This is a genomic window from Chryseobacterium sp. T20 (assembly GCF_047345655.1).
In the GTDB taxonomy this organism is placed as follows: Bacteria; Bacteroidota; Bacteroidia; order Flavobacteriales; family Weeksellaceae; genus Chryseobacterium.
The window spans coordinates 271,197-292,460 of record NZ_JBLFDU010000005.1; the positions used below are offsets into that span (position 1 = coordinate 271,197).

18 protein-coding genes are annotated in these 21,264 nt (G+C 36.5%); 8 read left to right on the forward strand and 10 right to left on the reverse strand.

The annotated features are described in order from the left end of the window. Positions 1–9: 9 nt before the first annotated feature. From ACMA47_RS14465 to ACMA47_RS14475, 3 genes are all read left to right on the forward strand, one after another. A complete protein-coding gene (locus ACMA47_RS14465; protein WP_413930324.1) occupies positions 10–2,970 on the forward strand; it encodes a reprolysin-like metallopeptidase in 2,961 nt (986 codons plus the stop codon). A 135-nt stretch (positions 2,971–3,105) separates the two neighbouring features. Next, positions 3,106–4,737 (forward strand): M1 family metallopeptidase, encoded by a 1,632-nt coding sequence (locus ACMA47_RS14470; RefSeq protein ID WP_413930325.1) that lies wholly within the window; start codon positions 3,106–3,108, stop codon positions 4,735–4,737. Between the two features lie 133 nt (positions 4,738–4,870). Further along, positions 4,871–6,727: a PDZ domain-containing protein gene (locus tag ACMA47_RS14475; RefSeq protein WP_413930326.1), complete on the forward strand. Its 1,857-nt coding sequence runs from the start codon at positions 4,871–4,873 to the stop codon at positions 6,725–6,727. 124 nt (positions 6,728–6,851) lie between these two features. Here the strand turns inward: ACMA47_RS14475 and ACMA47_RS14480 are convergent, their stop codons facing one another. From ACMA47_RS14480 to pepE, 4 genes are all read right to left on the reverse strand, one after another. After that, positions 6,852–8,027: a sensor histidine kinase gene (locus tag ACMA47_RS14480; RefSeq protein ID WP_413930327.1), complete on the reverse strand. Its 1,176-nt coding sequence runs from the start codon at positions 8,025–8,027 to the stop codon at positions 6,852–6,854. A 6-nt stretch (positions 8,028–8,033) separates the two neighbouring features. Next, positions 8,034–9,407: a D-alanyl-D-alanine carboxypeptidase/D-alanyl-D-alanine-endopeptidase gene (dacB, locus tag ACMA47_RS14485; RefSeq protein WP_413930328.1), complete on the reverse strand. Its 1,374-nt coding sequence runs from the start codon at positions 9,405–9,407 to the stop codon at positions 8,034–8,036. A gap of 109 nt (positions 9,408–9,516) precedes the next feature. Beyond that, positions 9,517–10,377, reverse strand: a complete 861-nt coding sequence (locus ACMA47_RS14490; protein ID WP_413930329.1) for a hypothetical protein — start codon at positions 10,375–10,377, stop codon at positions 9,517–9,519. Further along, the gene (pepE, locus tag ACMA47_RS14495) at positions 10,377–11,069 is read right to left on the reverse strand and encodes a dipeptidase PepE (RefSeq protein WP_413930330.1); all 693 of its coding nucleotides are present in this window, start codon (positions 11,067–11,069) and stop codon (positions 10,377–10,379) included. The genes ACMA47_RS14490 and pepE overlap by 1 nt, the downstream gene beginning before the upstream one ends. A 196-nt stretch (positions 11,070–11,265) precedes the next feature. Between pepE and ACMA47_RS14500 the strand changes: the two genes are divergently transcribed. After that, complete coding sequence (locus ACMA47_RS14500; protein ID WP_413930331.1) at positions 11,266–11,802, forward strand: tetratricopeptide repeat protein; 537 nt, start codon at positions 11,266–11,268, stop codon at positions 11,800–11,802. 255 nt (positions 11,803–12,057) lie between these two features. Here ACMA47_RS14500 and ACMA47_RS14505 read toward each other — a convergent pair whose 3' ends face one another. Next, entirely contained in the window at positions 12,058–12,546 is a 489-nt protein-coding gene (locus tag ACMA47_RS14505) for a YdeI/OmpD-associated family protein (protein ID WP_413930332.1), read from the reverse strand. A gap of 315 nt (positions 12,547–12,861) precedes the next feature. On the opposite strand from ACMA47_RS14505, the gene fsa reads away from it, so the two are divergent. Next, entirely contained in the window at positions 12,862–13,515 is a 654-nt protein-coding gene (gene fsa, locus ACMA47_RS14510; RefSeq protein WP_413930333.1) for a fructose-6-phosphate aldolase, read from the forward strand. Between the two features lie 71 nt (positions 13,516–13,586). Here the strand turns inward: fsa and ACMA47_RS14515 are convergent, their stop codons facing one another. The 5 genes from ACMA47_RS14515 to ACMA47_RS14535 form a co-directional block, all read right to left on the reverse strand. Next, on the reverse strand, positions 13,587–14,447 hold the full coding sequence (locus ACMA47_RS14515; protein ID WP_413930334.1) for a GLPGLI family protein: 861 nt from the start codon (positions 14,445–14,447) through the stop codon (positions 13,587–13,589). A 19-nt stretch (positions 14,448–14,466) separates the two neighbouring features. After that, positions 14,467–15,033 (reverse strand): sugar O-acetyltransferase, encoded by a 567-nt coding sequence (locus ACMA47_RS14520; RefSeq protein WP_413930335.1) that lies wholly within the window; start codon positions 15,031–15,033, stop codon positions 14,467–14,469. A gap of 163 nt (positions 15,034–15,196) precedes the next feature. Next, a complete protein-coding gene (locus ACMA47_RS14525) occupies positions 15,197–16,087 on the reverse strand; it encodes a GLPGLI family protein (RefSeq protein WP_413930336.1) in 891 nt (296 codons plus the stop codon). A gap of 64 nt (positions 16,088–16,151) precedes the next feature. Continuing rightward, the gene (locus ACMA47_RS14530) at positions 16,152–18,035 is read right to left on the reverse strand and encodes a M56 family metallopeptidase (protein WP_413930337.1); all 1,884 of its coding nucleotides are present in this window, start codon (positions 18,033–18,035) and stop codon (positions 16,152–16,154) included. A 5-nt stretch (positions 18,036–18,040) separates the two neighbouring features. After that, positions 18,041–18,406: a BlaI/MecI/CopY family transcriptional regulator gene (locus ACMA47_RS14535; protein WP_034695620.1), complete on the reverse strand. Its 366-nt coding sequence runs from the start codon at positions 18,404–18,406 to the stop codon at positions 18,041–18,043. A gap of 463 nt (positions 18,407–18,869) precedes the next feature. Between ACMA47_RS14535 and ACMA47_RS14540 the strand changes: the two genes are divergently transcribed. The 3 genes from ACMA47_RS14540 to ACMA47_RS14550 are packed head-to-tail and all read left to right on the forward strand — an operon-like array spanning position 18,870 to position 21,253. Continuing rightward, entirely contained in the window at positions 18,870–19,826 is a 957-nt protein-coding gene (locus tag ACMA47_RS14540; protein WP_413930338.1) for a heme-binding domain-containing protein, read from the forward strand. A gap of 3 nt (positions 19,827–19,829) precedes the next feature. Next, complete coding sequence (locus ACMA47_RS14545) at positions 19,830–20,303, forward strand: hypothetical protein (protein WP_413930339.1); 474 nt, start codon at positions 19,830–19,832, stop codon at positions 20,301–20,303. Between the two features lie 56 nt (positions 20,304–20,359). Continuing rightward, positions 20,360–21,253 carry a hypothetical protein gene (locus tag ACMA47_RS14550; RefSeq protein WP_413930340.1) on the forward strand — a complete coding sequence of 298 codons (894 nt, stop codon included), beginning with the start codon at positions 20,360–20,362 and terminating at the stop codon, positions 21,251–21,253. Positions 21,254–21,264: the final 11 nt, after the last annotated feature.

A 21,264-nucleotide genomic window follows, 5' to 3' on the forward strand; every position in this document is an offset into this window, starting at 1 on the left:
TAAAAAAATATGAAAAAGAAAATTATTTTCGTCTGTGCTTTGGCTTTAAGTCTGGGTGGTTTACAGGCACAACGCTGGGAACCTGTCTCGGAAAAAGTTACGCAAGTAAGAAAAGAAGTAAAAGTAGAATATGCCTACAAATTTGATCTTTCTGCATTAAGAGATCAACTAAAGAATGCTCCTGAAGCAGGAAAAGGAGGAAGTGCTGTAATCGTTTCTATCCCTACAGCAGATGGAAGAATTGAAAGGTTTTCAGTGTACAGTTCGCCGGTAGTAGAGAAATCTATGGCAGACAGATATGAATTAGGAGCATATGCAGGTATCGGACTGGATAATCCACATAAACAAATCCGCTTCAGTACAGCGCCAAACGATTTCCAGTCTATGACATTCAATACTGATACAGGAAAATACGAATTCATAGAACCAATCAATAAAGAAAAGGATGTATATGGAGTCTTTTTCAAATCTAATAAATCTCATGAAGACCCTTTCGAATGTAGAACTTCTGAACCTGAAAAGGTAAAGAAAGAAATGAATAAACTGCTTAAAACAAAAAATGTTTTAAAGGGGTTAGGGAACGCTAATAAAAGTAATGAACAAAAATACAGAACCTACAGAATTGCCATCTCCGTAAACGGTGAATATACGCAACTTGCCGGAAGTGTTCCTTTGGCTGCAGCACGTATTAACGCTACCATGAACCGTGTAAATGGTGTTTTTGAAAAAGATTTTGGAATCCATATGATTGTACAGGATCTTCCCCAACTTATATTTGCAGATCCCGCTACGGACCCTTATTCAAATGTAATCGCTAATTCAAACGGAACCTATAGCGCTCCCGGTGCATGGAATCTTCAGCTTCAGCAAACGCTTACCAATACTGCCGGTGTAGGTAATGCTGCTTATGATATAGGACATTTCTTTGGCCACAGAGGTGGTGGTGGAAGCGCCGGAGATGTAGGAAATGTCTGCAGAAACCCTGCAAGTAATAATGATGCTACTTCTAAAGGAGCGGGAATTACTTCTCCTTCTACTCCGGATCAGCCTTTTGGAGACAATTATGATATCGATTTTGTAGCGCATGAGATTGGCCACCAGTTCGGTGCAGCACATACGATGTCTATTGCTTTACATGGTGCTCACATGGAGCCGGGATCTGGATCTTCAATTATGGGATATGCCGGTATTACCAACTATAATGTTCAGATGCATTCTGATGCTTATTTTCATACTAAAAATATTGAAGAAGTAGGTACCTATGTTAATGCTCAGGACTGTGGAATTATTACTAATGTAGCCAATACCCCTCCTTCTATTCAGCCAATGGCTAATAAAATGATCCCTAAAGGAACAGCTTTTGTGTTAACAGCTTCTGCAACAGATACACAAAATGATCCTATGACTTATACCTGGGAACAATATGATCTGGCTACATCTGCTTTTGGACCAGTAAGTGCAACCAGAAATAATGGAGCGAATTTCAGATCTCTAATGCCTACAACCTCGCCTACCCGTTATTTCCCTAAATTCACAAACGTTCTTAACGGTACTCTTACCAGTGCGGTAGATTGGGAGACAGTATCCAATATCCCGAGAACAATGAATTTCAAAGTAACCGTAAGAGATAATAATCCGGATGCTGCACAACAACAGACACAAAGCAGTCTGATGAAAGTGGATATAGGAAATGAGGGACCTTTTAAAGTGACATCAACTACTGTTTATAATAATACACCTGGAGCGGTTACCTGGGATGTGGTAAACACCAATAACGCTCCATATAATGTACAAAACGTTAAAATAGATTATACTACAGACAATGGAACGACATGGACCGTTATCAGTCCATCTACAGCGAATGACGGATCTGAGCCGTTTTCGTTCTCTTCTTTGGCAACAGGTGCCAGCGTAAAAATAAGAGTAAGCGCCATTGATAATGTATTCTATGCTGTTGGAAATGCTACCGTATCCGCATCTGCAAGTGCTTGTACAACATCTGCTCCAACAGGAATTACAGTAACCGGTATTACAAGAACTTCTGCATCAGTAAACTGGACAGCATTAGTAGGAGCAACATACTCCGTAATGTATAGAAAAGTAGGAACAGCAACATGGACTACAGTACCTGTTTCAACAAATGCCTATAACATTTCAGGACTTACTGAAGCTACTCAATATGAAGTACAGGTAGCTAATGTTTGTAGTGCTTCTGTTGGTTCTTATTCAGCATCAACGAATTTTACAACGTCTCCATTTGCTAAGTGTTCAATCACAGGAACAAATGCTGCTGACGAGTATATTTCCAATGTTACGGTAACCGGTGCCGGAATGAACCCTGTTTCAAACAGCAGCAGTAATACACCTTACACAGACTATACTACAGATCCTTCGAAACTGATTACCCTTATGTCCGGATCTACAGGGAATAATGTAAGTATAACCAAAGGATGGACAGGTGCTCAGTATAATGACGGCGTAACAGCATGGATAGACTTTAACAAAGACGGAGTATTCTCTTCTTCTGAAGTCATCTACACCAGTGCAGCTAGTATCGTATCACCTGTTTCCGGAACATTCTCCGTACCGGCAGATGCTTATACCGGAGGAAACGTAATTATGAGAGTGGTATTAGGATATGAAAGTCAGCCAAGTAGCGGATGCAGCAACCAGCAATATGGTGAAGTTGAGGATTATCCGGTATTGATTCAGCAACAGCTTTCTACCAGTGAGACAGTGAAAGACAAGAACTCAATCCAGATCTACCCTAACCCGGCAAGTGATGTATTGAATGTAACCCAGATTTCATCTAAAGCTCAGTATATCATTACCAATATGGCTGGTCAGAAAGTAATGAATGGCCAGATTAATGATAATAAAATCTCTGTATCAAATCTAAGTACAGGAGCTTATATTATTTCGATTGAAGATAAAGGAACGACTTCAAATCTGAAGTTCATCAAAAAATAAAACCTAATCAGTTTTTACAGCCCGGCAATGACCGGGCTTTTTTTATGTCTTCTTAAAATCTGTATTTAATTTGATTTCCAGCATGTCCTATTTAATTTAATTTTATACTTTTGAAAAGATTTAATATAAGTTTAAATGAAAAAATTGTCATATACACTCTTATTTGCATCAGGGCTGGTTTTCGGACAACTCTTTGAAAAGGATAAGGTTTTCACCAAACAGGATACTTTAAAAGGTTCTAATACGGAGTTCAGAAATTTTTGGGATGTCAAAAAATATGATCTTTCCGTAGAACCTGATTTTGAGCAGAAAAGCATTAAAGGAAATAATAAAATCAGTTTTGAGATCATCAAAGATGTTACCAATCCTGTTTTCCAGATTGACCTTCAACAACCAATGAAAGCGGATAAGGTGGAAGGAAATTTCCCTATTGCCAATTATAAGCATGATGGTGACTTTATTTTCATTACAACGAATAAGAAATTCAAAAAAGGTGAAAAATATAGCATTAACGTTACCTATTCCGGAAAGCCTACCATAGCTAAAAAAGCACCGTGGGATGGCGGATGGGTTTTCACTAAAGACGAAAAAGGAAATCCATGGATGACTGCTGCTGACGAAGGAATAGGAGCTTCCATATGGCTTCCTACCAAAGATATCTGGAGCGATGAACCTGATAACGGGATCATTATGAAAATTGTTACTCCCAATGATCTGGTAGGTGTGGGTAATGGCAGACTCACTGATAAAAAAACAACAGGCAATAAAACCACTTATACCTGGGAGGTTAAAAATCCTATCAACGCCTACTCCATTATCCCAAGTATAGGAAAATATGTAAACTTCAAAGATACATTTGAGGGTGAAAAAGGAAAACTGGATCTGGATTATTGGGTAATTGACTATAATCTGGACAAGGCAAAGAAACAGTTTGAGCAGGTAAAACCTATGCTATCAGCTTTTGAATACTGGTTTGGTCCATATCCGTTTTATGAAGATTCATACAAACTTGTAGAGTCTCCTCACCTTGGTATGGAACATCAGAGTAATGTAGCCTATGGAAATAAATATCAGAACGGCTATCTTGGCAGAGACCTTTCAGGGACAGGAGTTGGGTTAAACTGGGATTTCATTATCATTCATGAAAGCGGTCACGAATGGTTCGCCAATAATATTACAGCAAAAGACCAGGCTGATATGTGGATCCATGAAAGTTTCACCAACTATTCCGAGACTCTTTTCACGGAAAAATATATGGACAAAAAATCTGCTGAAACCTATGTTCAGGGAACCAGAAATGGGATCGACAATGACATTCCTATTATCGGAAAATATGGTGTAAGGAATGAAGGTAGCGGAGATATGTATCCAAAAGGAGGCAATATGATCCATACCATCAGACAGGTTATTAATGATGATGAAAAATTCAGACAAATCCTGAGAGGTCTAAATAAAGACTTTTATCATCAGACTGTTACCACGCAGCAGATAGAAAATTATATTTCCTCAAAATCAGGGATTGATTTTTCAACGGTTTTTGATCAGTATCTGAGAACGATAAAAATACCAACCCTTGAGTATGTTCAAAATGGAGATACTTTAAAGTTCCGTTATACGGATGTGGTAAAAAACCTGAAATTACCAATCATCATCAATGGTGATCAGACCATAAATCCAACGGAAGAATGGCAGACTGTGAAGCTTAAAAAGAGCACTCCGGTTGAGCTAAATCCGAACTATTATATCAATTATAAGAATACTCAATAAAGAAAAAGGCAAGTTTGCACACCCACAAATTTGCCTTTCGCTTTTTTGATCTTAAAATTTTAAGAAAAGTTTAATACTTTCTTCGTAACAAATTCAGAAAAAAAGCAACTATTTAACTATTAATTTAAACCTAATGAGAAAAACAGTACTTAGCCTTGGTATTTTTGCTGCTTTTTTAGCAAATGCTCAGTCTATAAAAACTACCATTGACCTTGTTAATGTAAAAGATGATAAAGTAGCCGTTACCATGGAATTTCCGAAAATGAAATCCGGAGATATTAAATTTCATTTCCCAAAAACGGTTCCAGGTACTTATTCTGTAGACGACTACGGAAGATTCATCGAAGGAATCAAATTTTACGATAATAAAGGAAAAGAACTTACTTATACTAAAGTAAATGACAATACTTATTCCTTGAAAAATGCTCAGGCGCTTTCCAAAATCTCATATCTTGTGAATGACAGTTTTGATGATGAATTAGATACATCAAAGCATAAAGCCGTATTTTCTCCTTCAGGAACTGATATTGAAGCAGGAAAAGTATACATGATCAATACTCATGGATTCATAGGATATATTGAGAATATGCAGGATGTTCCTTATCAGCTGGTGGTTCAGAAACCAACCGATTTTTATGGAACCACAGCGTTGGTAGATCAGGATAAATCTGAGAATACAGATACGTTTACTCTGGCTAACTATGCTAAAGTGACAGATTCTCCATTGATGTACACCAAACCGGATTATATTACCTTCAACGCAGGAGGAATGGATCTTGTACTGGGTGTATATTCTCCGACAGGAAAATATAAAGCAGCAGATTTCAAAGACAATCTTGAGAAAATGGTTGTTGCCCAGAAGAAATTCCTGGGGGATATGAATACCAATAAAAAGTATGCTATCATGCTTTATCTTTCCGGTGGTGATGGGCCTAAAGTAAAAGGTTTCGGAGCATTGGAGCACCACGAATCTACAAGTGTGGTTCTTCCTGAAGCAATGCCGAAAGATGCTATTGACAATACCATTACAGATGTAGTTTCCCACGAATTTTTCCATACTGTAAACCCTCTGAAGACACACTCTGAAGAAATTCACTATTTCGATTATGCAGATCCGAAAATGTCTCAGCACTTATGGATGTACGAAGGCGGAACGGAATATTTTGCCAACTTATTCCAGATTCAGGAAGGTTTGATTAATAAAGATCAGTTCCTTGAAAGAATCGGCGAAAAAATTGCCAACTCCAAGAGCTATGATGATACAATGCCATTTACGGTAATGAGCAAAAATGTATTGGTAGAGCCTTACAAAGATCAGTACAGAAACGTATATGAAAAAGGAGCGCTTTTAGCCATGTGTTTAGACATCGAGCTTAGAAAATTGTCCAACGGAGAAATGGGATACCGTGATATGATCAGAAAACTGTCTCAAAGATTTGGTGAAAATAAACCTTTCAAAGATGATAAACTGATTGACGAACTGGTAACAGTAACCGGATATCCTCAGGTAAAGGATTTCTATAACAAATATATTGCAGGAAACCAGCCAACACCTTATGCCCAGTATCTGAGCATGGTAGGGGTAGATATTAAAAAGCAGGAAAGCCAGCCTCTTTTCTGGTTCATTAAGGATCCGAACCAGACAGGTTTTGATGAGAAGACCAATGCTTTTGCTTTTGACGATCATTCTGCATTATCTCCATTTGCAAAAAGTATCGGATTCAAAATCACTGACCAGGTACTTGCTTTAGACGGAAGAACAGTAGACATCAAAAAAGTACAGGATTTTATTGGTTATACCAGAACCATCAAAGACGGACAGGAAGTTACGGTAACCATTTTAAGAGACAATGCCGGTAAGAAAGAGAAAATGACATTGAAAGGAAAGGCTATTCTGGATAAAATGACCATGGAAACGCCTACATTTAAGGCGAATCCAACTCCGGAAGAACTGAAACTACAGACCCAGTGGCTTACTGGTAAAAAATAAAGAGAAAAGCGGGGAAATTTCCCCGCTTTTTATTTTCTTACTCTGATAACTTTATTCTTGAATATTCAAACCTAACAGGTTTTGAAAACCTGTTAGGTTTCTTATTTGTAAAAGAAATTTGCAATTAAAGATTTTCCTCCTTTCTGATTGTTATTCTAAAAGTACTTCCCTTTCCTACTTCAGTCTGGGAAATTTTGATATCACCATTATGATATTCATGAATTACCCTTCTTGCTAACGACAACCCCAATCCCCAGCCTCTTTTTTTGGTAGAATACCCTGGATTAAAAGCATTCCGGGCCTGTTGTTTTGTCATTCCGCTTCCGTTGTCTTTTACTTCAACGAGGATATTTTTATTTCTTTCAAAAACAGACATGGTGATTGCCCCTTCTCCTTTCATGGCATCTACAGCATTTTTCACCAGATTTTCAATCACCCAGCTCATCAGAATTTTGTTATGAGGAACCAGAACGGTATATGTTGGAAGATTAAGTGTAAAATTGATTTTCCTTGAAATTCTTGTTTTCAAATAGTCATAATTCTCCTGAATGGTTTCATTGAAATTTCTGTCGTTCAGCTCAGGAATAGAACCGATTTTTGAGAATCTCTCTGAAATTGTTCTCAGTCTTTCAATATCTTTTTCAATTTCATGTACCCCGTCTGAATCCGGATTGTCCAACTTCATAATTTCTATCCAACCAATCATAGAAGATAAAGGTGTTCCTATCTGATGCGCTGTTTCCTTAGCCAAACCTGCCCAAAGATAGCCTTCATCTGTTTTCTTTATCGTTCTGAAAAACCAGAAAGAAAAACCAAAATACAGTAAAATAAACAGTCCTAAAATATAGGGTGAATACCGAAGATTATTAAGCAGACGTGAATTATCATAATAGACAAACTGATTATTTCCATCCGGCACTTTGATCTCAATAGGATCATAGTTTTTCTCCATATTCCGGATCAGATCCTGCAGTTTCTCAGGATCCTTAATCGTACTTTCAGGAATATTTCTATAGTATCCGAGATCAAGGATTGGATTTTTGAACTTATCTGTTACGATAAACGGAATGGTATTGTTAATATTCAGAATATCTGGCAGCAGATCCAGCACATCGGTATCCGGAGTCTTTACCTCCTGCTGTATTCTAATTGCTTTGGAAAGAAGACTGATCCTTTTGATCTCCTCTTTTCTGAGAAAATTAATAAGCGATGTTGATGCTACTACAATAGCAATCACCAAAGTAGTCATCACAACAAAAATGATCCAGTTATTCAGTCTGGTGAGTATGGATTTTCTCAAAGTATTTTATTTTAAAACATTCAGGATTTTCTGCAGCTCAGTATTTCCACTTCCCTGATAATTGTTGATGATAATCGAAAATACATATTTTTTTCCATCTTTTGCGGTGTGATATCCTGCGAAAGATTTGGTATCTCTCATCGTTCCGCTTTTCATCTTCATTCCATTATCCTGAACCGGGAATCCATCGTAATAAGCCTCAAACCACGATTGCTTTTTAGCATATAAAAGTGCCTGAACTTCTGCCTTTGCTGCCACATAATTCTGTGGAGAAAGCCCGCTTCCATCAGCAAAATTGATCATATTAGGATTAATTCCTTTAGATTTCCAGAATTCTTTCAGATAGGAAACACCACTTTTAAAACTTGAATTTCCTTTTTTCTCTTTTCCTAAAGTTTTAATTAACGTTTCTCCGTACAGATTGACACTTTTTCTTAAAAACCAATAGACAATTTTATCTAAAGTCGGAGATTGATAAGTCAGGAGAATATTATTTTTAGGAGCTGCCAAAGCCATTTTCCCTTCTATTTCAAGTTGAGAATTCGTGACTGCTTTTCCTGAAAGTTCAATTCCTGATTCTTTCAGCCATTGTTTTACTTCTGCAGCCAACTGTAGTGGCGGATTAGGAGTAGAACCGGAAACGGTTACTGTTTTTCCCGCAGGAAGCATTCCATTAATCAAAGCAACATCAGAATGAGGAGCAGTAAAAATCAGACTTTGATCCGAGTTTCCTCCTGCTTTAAGATCATTGAGCCACTTTACACCTTCCAACGGATAAGAAAAGCTTTTAAAATCAGTTCCGTTGATATTGATATCAAACTGATTTTCTTTCCAGTTGATTCCCCAAACTCCGGCTCCATAGTAATTTCCAAGGTCATCCCACGGCCAGCCTCCCGGAATCGTCTGATGGTCAAAATAAGAATCATCAATCACCAGATCACCGGATATTTTTGAGATTCCTGAATTTTTAATGGCATCAATCAGTTTCTTTTTAAAATTTTCAGGTTTATAGGCATCATACCTCCAGCTTCCTAATGTAGGATCACCGTTGGAGCTGATAAAAAGATTGCCGTTCAGCGTTCCTCCGAAGATATTTCCGGAATAGCTTGAAGTGGTGGTGAAAGTATAGTTTTTTCCTAATGTTTCAAGTGCTGCCCCTGCTGTGAAAATCTTTTGTGTAGAAGCAGTAGAAAACCCCTTATTCCCCTGATATTCATATATGAAATTACCATTTTCATCGGAAACATAAAAAGATAAACCGGAAGATACTGCTCCCGAAGAATCCATAAGATCCTTTGTTACTTTATCTAATTTTTGGGCTATATTCTGTGCAGCAACTATCTGTACAGAAAGCACAAGAACAGCAAGTGTTTTTTTCATTGCATTGTTGTTTGGATCTAAGCAAGCAGGTATCAAATACAGTTCGCAAGACTATTGATGCTAGCCGGTAGCTGAACCTTTTGCTCTATTTAATTCTAATCAAATATAGTTAAAATAAAAGCTTTTTATACTCAATGAGGTCATCGGAACTGAAAAGAATCTGATGGTCAGGAGATTTTTCAAATGAACGATCATGTTTAAAATATTTTTCATAATCATCTTCATCTATGAAAATATCCATCTGGCATTCTTTGATATAGTTTGATTGATCACCATAATCCTGAATAAAATATCCGGAATCATTCCAGGGTTCATTATGGCAACGTAAACAGTTTTTTTGGTAAACTGCTTTATGACCACATACTTCACAGTCAGTCAAGCTTTGAAACAATGTAGAAATTTCCTGCTGTCTGTCTTTCGGAAACAATGATAAAGGAATTGTTCTTAAAAGCAGATAATAGTTAGGTTCCTGCCATGAAAAATATTTCTTTCCTTCCCAATCATTCTGTCCTGTGTAAAGACACAATCTCTGAAGATCATATTCTACCTCAGCTTTAACAACGTTTTTAATATTCAGAACAGTCTCATTGCTTCTTTTGATATTCTGTTTGTCATCAATTTCAATAACGGGCTGCTGTTCCAGAAAGTGATTCAGGCACAATGTGGTCTGCCATGAACCGATTGTTCTCATCTTACCTTCTTCTCCACAGATCTCACACGTCCTGACAGACAGCTCTGAATATTTACTTTTGATCTTTTTAAGTTTGTCGTTGAGCGTTTCATCTTCAGAATAGGTATAACATCTCAATTCACCAAACTTTTCTTTTCCAAAGACACGATGATCCATATTCCAGCCTGCAACGGCGAATTCATGCAGCAAGTTCCGGATCAGATCATTCCATCCGGTGCTGTTCACTGAAAAATTAGTGAGATTACGTTCTATGAAAAGGTTGATTTCTTCTTTATTCATTAAAGGCTGCTTCCTGATTCTATTTCGTAAGGCTCTTTCCCTTTTTCAAAAATTCTGGTCAGTTCACTTCCTTCCACAGTAATGGAATCATTTGTTCTTCGGATCCAGTTTCCTTCTCTAAGCCCTACCACTTTGATATCATTTTGGGTAAGGAATTCCTGAATACGGGTTTCTCTGGTTTCTCCATTATGTTTCAAATCCGGATTGGGGTCAAGGTAATGGGGATTGAGATTAAAAGGAACCAATCCCATACAGTCGAAACTTGGTGGGTATACAATCGGCATATCATTCGTCGTTTTCATATTCTGACCTCCGATATTGCTGCCTGCACTGCATCCAAGATAAGCTTTTCCTCCTGATACATTTTCTTTCAGGACAGACATCAGCCCTTCTTCGTGTAATGTTTTAACCAATAAAAAAGTATTTCCACCTCCGGTAAAGAACCCTTTTGCCTGATGAATGGCTTCTTTTTTATCTTCAAATTCATGAAGCCCTTTTACTTTTATATGGATGGTTTCAAAGAAAGAGCGTGCTTTAGCAGTATAGTCATCATGGGAAATCCCGCCTGGCCTTGCGAAAGGGATAAATACAATTTCGTCAATTCCCTTGTATAATTGGATTAATTCTTCTCTTAAGTATTCCAGATATTCTCCACCAAAAAGGGTGGACGTTGAAGCTAATATAATGTTCATATGGCGAAATTATAGATATTAATAAAAAAATGAATCACAAAGATAGCTTCAAAGATGAACGAATCAAAAATTAAACTAAAAAAAACATCAATCCCGTTAATATTTTCTAAAAAAACTTAAAGCCTCTAAAATTTTAGATTTTGTGGAATTATTATTGAATTTTAGATTTTCGAATTTAAAATATAAGATTATGAAAATGAGCAAAATTAATAGTAGAAGTCTATTTTTAGGTTTAATACTAGCAGGAAGTGTAAGTTTTGTAAACGCACAAACAACGCAGCCGGAAACTTCGGCCTCAACGAGTCAAACCACTAACCCAACTATTGAAGGTCTTAAAAAACAGATCGCAGCCAATCCAAAAGATGCAGAATCATTAGCAAAACTGGCTAATGCTTATCAGGAAGCTTCAGACTGGCCCAATGCCATTGACACCTGGAAGAAAATATCTGTTTTATTACCAGACTGGGCTCCATCTTATTACAGCCAGGCTTATGCCTATCAGTCTGCAAAAGATGATGCCAATGCAAAAATTGCTTACGAAAAGTATATTGCAACAGTAAAACCTGAAGAAGTAGAGCAAAATAAGAAGAATCTGGCATACGCTTATTTCTATCTTGCCTTTACAGAACAGCAAACTGATCCTAATAAAGCAAAAGAGCACATTGCAAAATCTATACAGTATGATCCTACCAATCAGGATGCTGTAAAGCTTAGCAAAACATTAAATTCTTAGTAAATAAAAAGACCGGAAAATTTTTCCGGTCTTTTTGTTTATTTATATATGTTTTACTATCAAAAATCATGATTTAAATTTAACGCAAAGATTGAGTAAATGCTGTTAAATTTTTGAGGAAGTCAAGGATGGAATCAATTTCATTGATTCTTTCTAAGCATATGTATATCATAAAGCTTCATCAGGGACATTGTCGCTTTCTCTTTTTTAATTCCAGATTTCCTGTATTATTTGAAATTTTGTCTTGCTATGATCCTACTCAATCATCTTTCCGAAAAAATCTGTTTCACCATGCAGATGCCTGATAATTTTATCAATGTTTCTCTGAATACTGGCTTCAGTTTTTAAATTATTGATATACCGGATCAGCTCATGTCTTCTTGAAGGAATCAGGTTTTCAAAATTCGCTGTTGCCACAGTACTTTCTTTAATTGCTTTTTCTAATTGAGGATGGATAGAAATACTTCTGTCGGAATCATCGTATTCCAGAACAACTTCAATAACTTCTCCTATTCTTTTCGGAGAGTTTTTCAGCATGATCAGGTTCACATACAGCCTCCATTCTCCCAGGTATTTCATCAGGTTTTGCTTAAATTCTTTCCCATTCACAGTTCCTTTTACAGCAATGGGACTTTTATTTCTCCCTGATTCATTAAAAATTTCTTCAAGAATTTCTTCAGGAATAAAAACAAAAGGATTAATTCCTATGATTTCCAATGTGGCAGTGAAGCTTTTGTTTTTCATGGATGGTAAATTTAAACTAGTTAGGCTGAAAGCTAGAAGCTAGAAGCTAGAAGCTAGAAGCTAGAAGCTAGAAGCTAGAAGCTAGAAGCTAGAAGCTAGAAGCTAGAAGCAAAAATAACAGTTTGAGGAATAGGTATAAAATTTCTTTTTTATTATTTTATAAAACAATCACTCTCAAACTCACTCACTCTCCTACATTCAAACTCTCAAACCCATATACCCCGTAACTCAAAATCCCGAATCCCGTAACTTAAAATTCATACCTCAGAACCCAATTAATTCCCTATCTTTGTATCAATAAATCTATTTATCAAAATGAAATTTTTTATTGACACAGCTAATTTAGAGCAAATCAAGGAAGCAAGAGATCTTGGGATCTTAGATGGTGTAACTACCAATCCTTCATTAATGGCAAAAGAAGGAATTCAGGGAGCTGAAGCGATCAAAAACCATTATAAAACGATCTGCGAACTTGTAGACGGAGATATTTCTGCGGAAGTTCTTTCTACAACGTATGAAGAAATGATTAAGGAAGGAGACGAATTGGCTGCTATTCACCCGAATATCGTTGTTAAAATTCCGATGATCAAAGACGGAATCAAAGCTTTAAAATATTTTTCTGATAAAGGTATCAAAACAAACTGTACTTTGATCTTCTCTCCGGGACAGGCTCTTTTGGCAGCAAAAGCAGGAGCAACTTATGTTTCTCCATTCTTAGGAAGATTAGATGATATTTCTACAGACGGTCTGAACCTTATTCAGGAAATCAGATTAATTTTCGATAACTATATGTACGAAACTGAAATCTTAGCAGCTTCTATCCGTCACTCTATGCACATCATCGACTGTGCTAAAATCGGAGCAGATGTTATCACATCTCCACTTCCTCCGATCTTGAGCTTATTGAAGCACCCATTAACAGACAGCGGATTGGCTCAGTTTATTGCAGATTCTCAGAAATTAGCATAATCACTGATCCTTATTCAGATATAAAAAATCCCGGAACAATGTTCCGGGATTTTTTTTTTTATGTTTTAAGTTTATTTCAGCAGATCCAGTTCAAGAATATTATTCTGTTTTTTAATATTGGCTTTGGCCATTGCTTCCTGATCTCTGCTTGCCTGTACCGGGTCCAGTATTTTTCCTGTACTGTCTCTCATCTCAATAATGGTTCCTTGGGCCAGCATTTGTTTTTGACTCTTCATAGGATCCTGACGGTAATCATTAAAAGCTTTTTTAAATTTTGCTTCGTTGAGTGTGATAAGTGTATGATAACGCTCTTTATCTTTGGTACTCTTCCATTCATATCCAGCCGGAAGTTTCTGGCTGCCTTTTAATTCGAATGAATGCGAATGGGTATTATCTTCCACTTTTACAATCAATCCCGGAAGTCCATAAAACTTGTAGGGCCCATCCTGAATGGGAAGATCTGTAGTGAACCAGGCCGTCCATTTTCTGCCGGCAAAATCACAAACAGCCTTTTGGGTATTAAATTCTCCTATTTTTTCTTTTTCCGGAAGAATCTTCCAGTTCTGTTTTCTCTTTTCCTCTACCTGGTATTCATCAGAACCCAGAGTAGTAAAGAAGTTGGTAGAATATTCAGGATACATTTTTTCAATGTTGTAGCGTATTTTACCTTTAAATTTAAAGTTTCCAAGGTTAATATTTAAGCTTTGAGTATCTTTCTCAGTGATAGCTCTCATCGTGGAGTCGGACTGAAAATAATCTTTACTGTAAAATTTGGATCCCTTGGAAGCTACTTCAAGGTACATGGTTTCACTCAGCTCTTTATCTCTCGCGGTAGAGTCTGTGATAAATTTGTACTCGTAGATAAATCTTTGATTCTGTGCATTAGTCATTACAGCCAATAGAAGACTGAATAGAATGATCATTTTTTTCATGGTTAGTTTACTATAGTTTTTAGTTTTTTTCTGTTATAAATTTAACAACCTTACATGGATTTCCCACAGCTACTGCATTGTCCGGAATATCCTTTGTGACAACACTTCCTGCTCCAATCACCGAATTATTTCCGATAGAAACACCCGGAAGTACAATCACATTTCCTCCCAACCATACATTATCCCCTACTTTGATCGGATGTGCATATTCCAGACCTTCGTTCCTTTGCTGTACATCAAGCGGATGGCCTGCTGTATAAAAACTGCAGTTGGGCCCGATAAACACGTTATCACCAAACTCTACTTTAGCGCAGTCCAGAATAACAAGATTATGATTGGCATAGAAGTTCTCCCCTGCTTTTATATTATATCCGTAGTCGCACCAGAAATTGGGTTCTATGCAGATATTTTCTTTTATACTGCCAATAATCTTTCTGAGCAGTCTGTATCTGTTTTCTGTATCTGAGTTTTTCAGACCATTGTATTCCTGGCACAGATCTTTGCAGACAATACGTTCCTGAATCAGTTCTTTATCATAATTGGCATTGTATAAAAGCCCGGCTGCACATTTTTCCTTTTCTGTCATGAGATATAACGTTGGTTGCTATTACTTATTGTCCATTGAAGATACTAAATATATCATAACATGATGAATTGATATTTATCACCTTTTTCCTTAATCTCTTTTGTTAAAATAAAAAACAGGATGACAAAAATGCCATCCTGCAGATATTAGAAAATATATAATTTTACTTGAACAAATCCGGTTCTATTTTATTGTTATTTTTTAATTGGTCTTCTTTTGCTCTTTTTTCAATATTCCTGTACATTTCATTCATATCAATGCTTTTACCATCCTGGTTTTTCATTTGCACTACAGCTCCTGCCGGAAGCGTGCTCATGGTTTGCTTCATATCTTTTGTAGGATCAGTAAGATAATCTTTCCAGGCTTTTTTAAACTGCTTTTTGCTGATCTCTATTTCTTTACCTCCCAAACCTATTGTAGTGAGGCCTGGTATTTGAAGATCTTCCTGCGATGCTGCTTCTGTTTTCTTGTTACCGATTAGAGTCATTATATGTGAGCCTGTGGTATCCTCAATTTTAACAATAAGTCCCGGCAGTCCATAGAATTTATAAGGACCATCCTGAAAAGGAATGTCTGTGGAAAACCATGCTACCCAACTTCTTCCTCCATAATTGGTAGTTGCTTTTTGGGTATTATACTCTCCGATTTTCTGCTTTTCAGGAAGTATTTTCCATTCAGGTTTTTGATCTTCCGGCATTTTATAGCTGGTATTTCCAATGTTTTCTGAGAATGAGACACTGTAATCTGGATACTTTTTTGTAACCGTTGAAAAAATTGTACCGGGTTTTATACTTTTTTTGATATTAATACTTCCCCCAAATCCTCCTTTCATCTGCTTTGCAATATCTGCTTTTGTTGCAGAATCTGAAGCAAATTTTTCTCTGCTGTAATATTTAGACCCATTTTTATCAATGTCCAGAAACATTACATCACTTTTCACATCTGCTTTATTGGTAGAATCAGCGATGTATTTATAGTCATAAAAGAATCTGTTGACTTGTGCATGGGCAAATACCCCTAAAAATGCTAGTAAAATCAAATATTTTTTTCCCATAATTTATGCTAAATCGTATTAAAAAGGCTTTGCCAATCTGAAACTGACAAAGCCTGATGGAACTTTATTTCTTTGTTTCAATTCTTATTTCCCCTTCTGTCCCTTTTACAAGACTTCCTTTAATAACTCTCATACTTGCAATATTGTCAGGTTTTAGAGTATTAATATCTTCTTTGGAACTCTCTCTTCCGTCTATATAGTATTTGTATCTGTAATCGTCTCCGGCACTTATATTGAATTTTTTCACTCCATTCATTGAAATGTTGCCGCTCCCATCTTTTTTAATAAAATCAGCATGCATTACCATCACGTTAGGAGAAGAACTTACCATCGTAAAATTACCTCCTCTGAAATTTTGTGCTGTTTTTTCTGCTTCCACGCGGGCTTTTTCAGCTTCTTTTCTGATTCTGTCCGCATCAATTCGGATTCTTTCACTCTGTACTCTGATTCTATCGCCTTCAGCGCGTGCTCTGTCGCCTTCTACCCGTGCTTTTTCTCCTTCTATTCTGGCCTTAGTGGCTTCTTTCATTGCTTTTTTAGCTTCGGCCATTGCTTTGCGTACCTCTTCTTTTTCCTGAGCGCTCAGATCATTATAATTAACAACTCTGTTTGTTTTAAAATAGGTTATTTTCGGTTCTTTTGGCGCTTTAGGTGGTGCCGGAGGAATTGGCAATTCTCCTATTTTTGCAGCTGCTTTTTCCGCTTTTTTTGCTGCTCTTTCTATTTTCCGAAGCTCTTTTTTACTGAGAGGTTCCATATTCTCAAGCTCCTTCATCTGATTCTTCCATTCAGCAGAATTGAAATACTTATCCACTTCAACTTTTGAAGCAATTTCTCCTATCTCTGAAGCCAGATTGCTTATTTCTTCTATTTTATCGCTGAAAAGATCACTTTCGGGATCCAAACCTTCCAGTTCTTTCTCTTTTTCTTTTATTTTCTTTTCAAGTCCTGAAATTTTTGTGTGGTCTTCAGGCGAGACGGTTTTCAGTTCTGCAATTTTTTCCTGACCCGATTTTTCAGGTCTTATTGTATCTTTCTTAATTTCTGAAACTACTTTTTTAATGGAAAGGTTTGTTTCTTCAATTTCTCTGTTTTTAGCATTTACCAGATAAGCAAAAGCGATAGAGAATACAACCGGCAAGGCAAAAATTCTTCGCGCATATCCGAATTTGGTTTTTGGTTTTTGTAACATCTTAAGTCTTTTTTTAAGGTTTGAACTTAGAAACGGACTGGTAACAGGCAACTGTGTTCCGGAAAAGTGGCTTGCTAAAAGCATCTGCGCAAATGCTTTGGTGTCCGATTGTTTTACGGCTTTTTTATCAGCCAGATATTCATGGATTAGATTAATTTCTCTTTTAATGAGATGAAAGAACGGATTGAACCAGAAAACAGAGGTAATAATCTCGATAAAGATTTTATCAAAGGAATGTTTCTGCTCAATATGTACCATTTCATGCTTTAAAATCTGTTTTCCGATATCAGAATTCAATGTGATTGTATTCTTCCAAAACAGGTTTTTAAAATAAGAAAATGGAGCTTCGGTAAGGTCTGTACGGTAAAAATTGATCCCGTCAAAACTTTCTTTCTGAAATTGGTTTTTAAACTGCTGGATTTTGAAAATCCCATACAACAGTTTCCCTAAAAAATAGAGAGAAACCAGTCCCAGAGCTGAAAAAATAATGTTAAAATAAAGGTTACCATTGTCTATGTTTTTTTCTGTGTTAAAATTCTGAATCTTGTCAAGAAGCATATACATATCATTATTTACCTCTATCGTAAAATCATCTATTCTGATGAGTGGCAACAAAAGTGAGATCACAATTGCACCCAGCAGATAAAATCTGTTATAATGATGGAATGTCTTGTCTTTTAATGACAACTGATAATACAAAAATGTTACACCTGAACATAAAATAGTTTTCCCAAAGTATAAAAGTATTGCTTCCATAGGTATTAGTCTTTCTTTTTAAGTTCATCTAATAACATTTCAAGATCTTCTACTGTCATTTCATTTTTTTCAACTAAAAATGAAACGGCACTTTTGTAAGAACCTTTAAAATAGTTTTTCACAAGGCTCTTCATAGTTTTCCCGGAGTACTGTTCTTTTGAAACCAGCGGAAAGTACTCATGCTGTCTTCCGTATACATGATAGTCTACAAATTCTTTATCCTTCAATACTTTTAAAATGGTAGAAACAGTATTAGTGTGTGGTTTTGGCTCCGGGAAAAGATCAAGCACATCCTTCAGGAAGCCTTTTTCTAATTTCCATAAATACTGCATTACCTGTTCTTCTGCTTTTGTTAGAGTCTGAATTTTCATATTCCGTTCATTTATCAATTAAAGTGATATACAATCATCTTATTCTATATCACTAATAAATTAGTTATACAAATGTAGAAATAAAAATGAATCAAACAACTATTTTTTTAGTGATAAAACATTTTAAATAATAACCAATTGAAAATCAGCACAATAAAAATAGTTAAAATTTATTAAATTTTTAATGGATGGAAATATTTACTGTTTATTTTACAGAAAATCGTTCGATAGTATTACTTTTTTACACTAAACAGGTCCAGTTGCTCAAAGATTTACAACTCTTTTAGTAGCAATCCTTGTCAAGGTTTAAAACCTTGACAAGGATAAGTACAGATCAAAAAATAAAGGTTAAAAAAATTCATAATCACAAATGTCAGATTCAAAGTAAAATTTGTCCGATTGATCAGATTTTCAGAAAAACATACCTCAAAAAGTTCTGAAATTTGAATAAAAACAAAGAGATATGAATCGTTTTTTGAAAAAATTAAAAACAAAAAATATCCTGGTAATAGTACTAGTTGTCTTTATTGGAATTCAGTTTTACAGACCTGAAATTGTACAAAAGCCTATAACAGGTGAAATTCATGTGCCCAGTGATGTAAGAGCGATCCTGCAGCGTTCGTGTTTCGATTGTCATTCTAATCAGACAGACTTGAAGTGGTTTGATCAGATTGCACCTGCTTACTGGCTGGTGGCAGATCATATTAAAAAAGGAAAAGAAGGACTCAATTTTTCTGAATGGGATAAGCTGGCTCCTCCTGCACAAAATGCCAAACTTTGGGAAGCTTTTAACCAGATTAATCTGAAAGCAATGCCTCTAAAAAGTTACGAATTACTTCATCCCGAAGCAAAACTTTCTGAAAATGATATCCGCATCCTGAAAAACTATGTGACTTCTCTTGCTCCCAAGCAAAAACCTGACACTGCAAAGGTTTCTACTTATAACAAACAGCTTCAGCAAGTCAGTAAAATGCATACTAACGCATCTAAACCATCATTCCCTACTGCACTGAATGGGATCAGCTATATTCCTGATTATAAAAACTGGAAACCGATAAGTTCTACAGAAAGGTTTGATAATGGTACGATGCGTATCATATTCGGAAATGATATTGCTGTAAAAGCGGCAAAAGAACATAAAACAAATCCATGGCCGGACGGAACCATATTCGCGAAAGTAGCATGGGATCAGATTATAGACAGTGATGGGAATGTTACTACCGGAGCCTTTAAACAGGTGGAATATATGATTAAGGATTCCAAAAAATTCGCCTCTACAAAAGGATGGGGATGGGCAAGATTTCTATCTCCCAAACTTGAACCCTATGGAAAGACAGCAGATTTCGCCAACGAGTGCATCAGCTGCCACCGCCCTATGAAAGACAATGATTTTGTATTTACCTCTCCTCTTACCCATTAAGCTATGAAGAATCTGACTGTTTATTTAATAATGTGCGTATTCGTTGTGAGCTGCAATTCCAAAAAAGAATACGAACCCGTGAATCAAAATGCATCCCTTCCTGAAAGCTTTGATTTTAATGCCATGAACTTAAAGGTCGTAACCTCTTCGATCAATCATAAAAAACAGACGATGATGACGCTTTACGGAACCGATTCAGCAATTGATGATTTGAAAGATAATCCTGGAAAAGTCAATGGAAAAGAAAGAATACTGGCATTGGTTACCTGGTCGCAGAAGGATGATCCGTATTGGTACGGAGCCAAAATCCCCAATAATCTTCTGTCTGTAGAAGTCATCAAAAGTAAACTGCCTTTCTCCGAAAACTCAGAAATTCTATATCAAAAATATGAAGGGAAAGAACTTAGGAAAGTGAAGGCAGATGGGACAAACAGAGTTTCTACAATTCTAAATATGAAACCTTCAATAATGCCTTAACACAGGATTTTAAAATCACATATAAAAAATAATATTCATTAAAAACTATTAAAAAAATGGAAAAATTTACATTCAGTTCAAGCCTGGTTACAGGATGTGTTTCTGCAGCGTTACTGCTTCTCACTTCTGTTGCCTGCTCAAAGGATAATCAGGATGAATCGTCTGATCCTGCTGTTAAAGAAGTACAATTGAGGAATGATGCCAGTCTTGGAAGTGTCCTGACTGATAAAGAAGGGCATACTCTTTATTATTTTGCCAATGATGCTACTGCCACCAACAATTGTACCGGAGGATGCGAACCGGTATGGCCTATCTTCAATGTAGACAACCTTTCTGCCGAAAAACTAGTTTCCGGATTGGAACTTTCAGATTTTACGACAATAACAACAGGTTCAGGGAAAAAGCAGGTAACCTATAAGGGAAGACCTCTTTATTACTATGCGCCATTGGTGAATGGAACCAATGTAAAAGAAGATGCAGGGAAAACCGGTGGAGAAAACGTAGGAGGTGTATGGTTTGTTGCAAAACCTGATTACACCATTATGCTTACCAATGCACAGCTTGTAGGACATGACGGAAAAAACTATACTTCAACGTATACGGAAGGTACAGGAAAAACGCTGTATTTTACAGATGCTAAAGGAGTAACGCTGTACACCTTTAAGAATGACAAACAAAATAAAAACAATTTTACCACCTCTGATTTTTCGAATAATGGCGTTTGGCCCATTTATGAAACAGATAAAATTGTAGTTCCTTCCGGGCTTGATAAAACGCTTTTCGGATCTATTACAGTATTCGGAAGAAAACAGCTTACGTATAAAGGATGGCCTCTTTACCGTTTTGGACAGGATAATATGGTAATGGGTTCTAATAAAGGCGTTTCATTTCCTACTCCGGGCGGTGTTTGGCCTGTACCTGTGAAAAATATGGCAGCAGCTATGCCCTAGTTTTGTGTTTT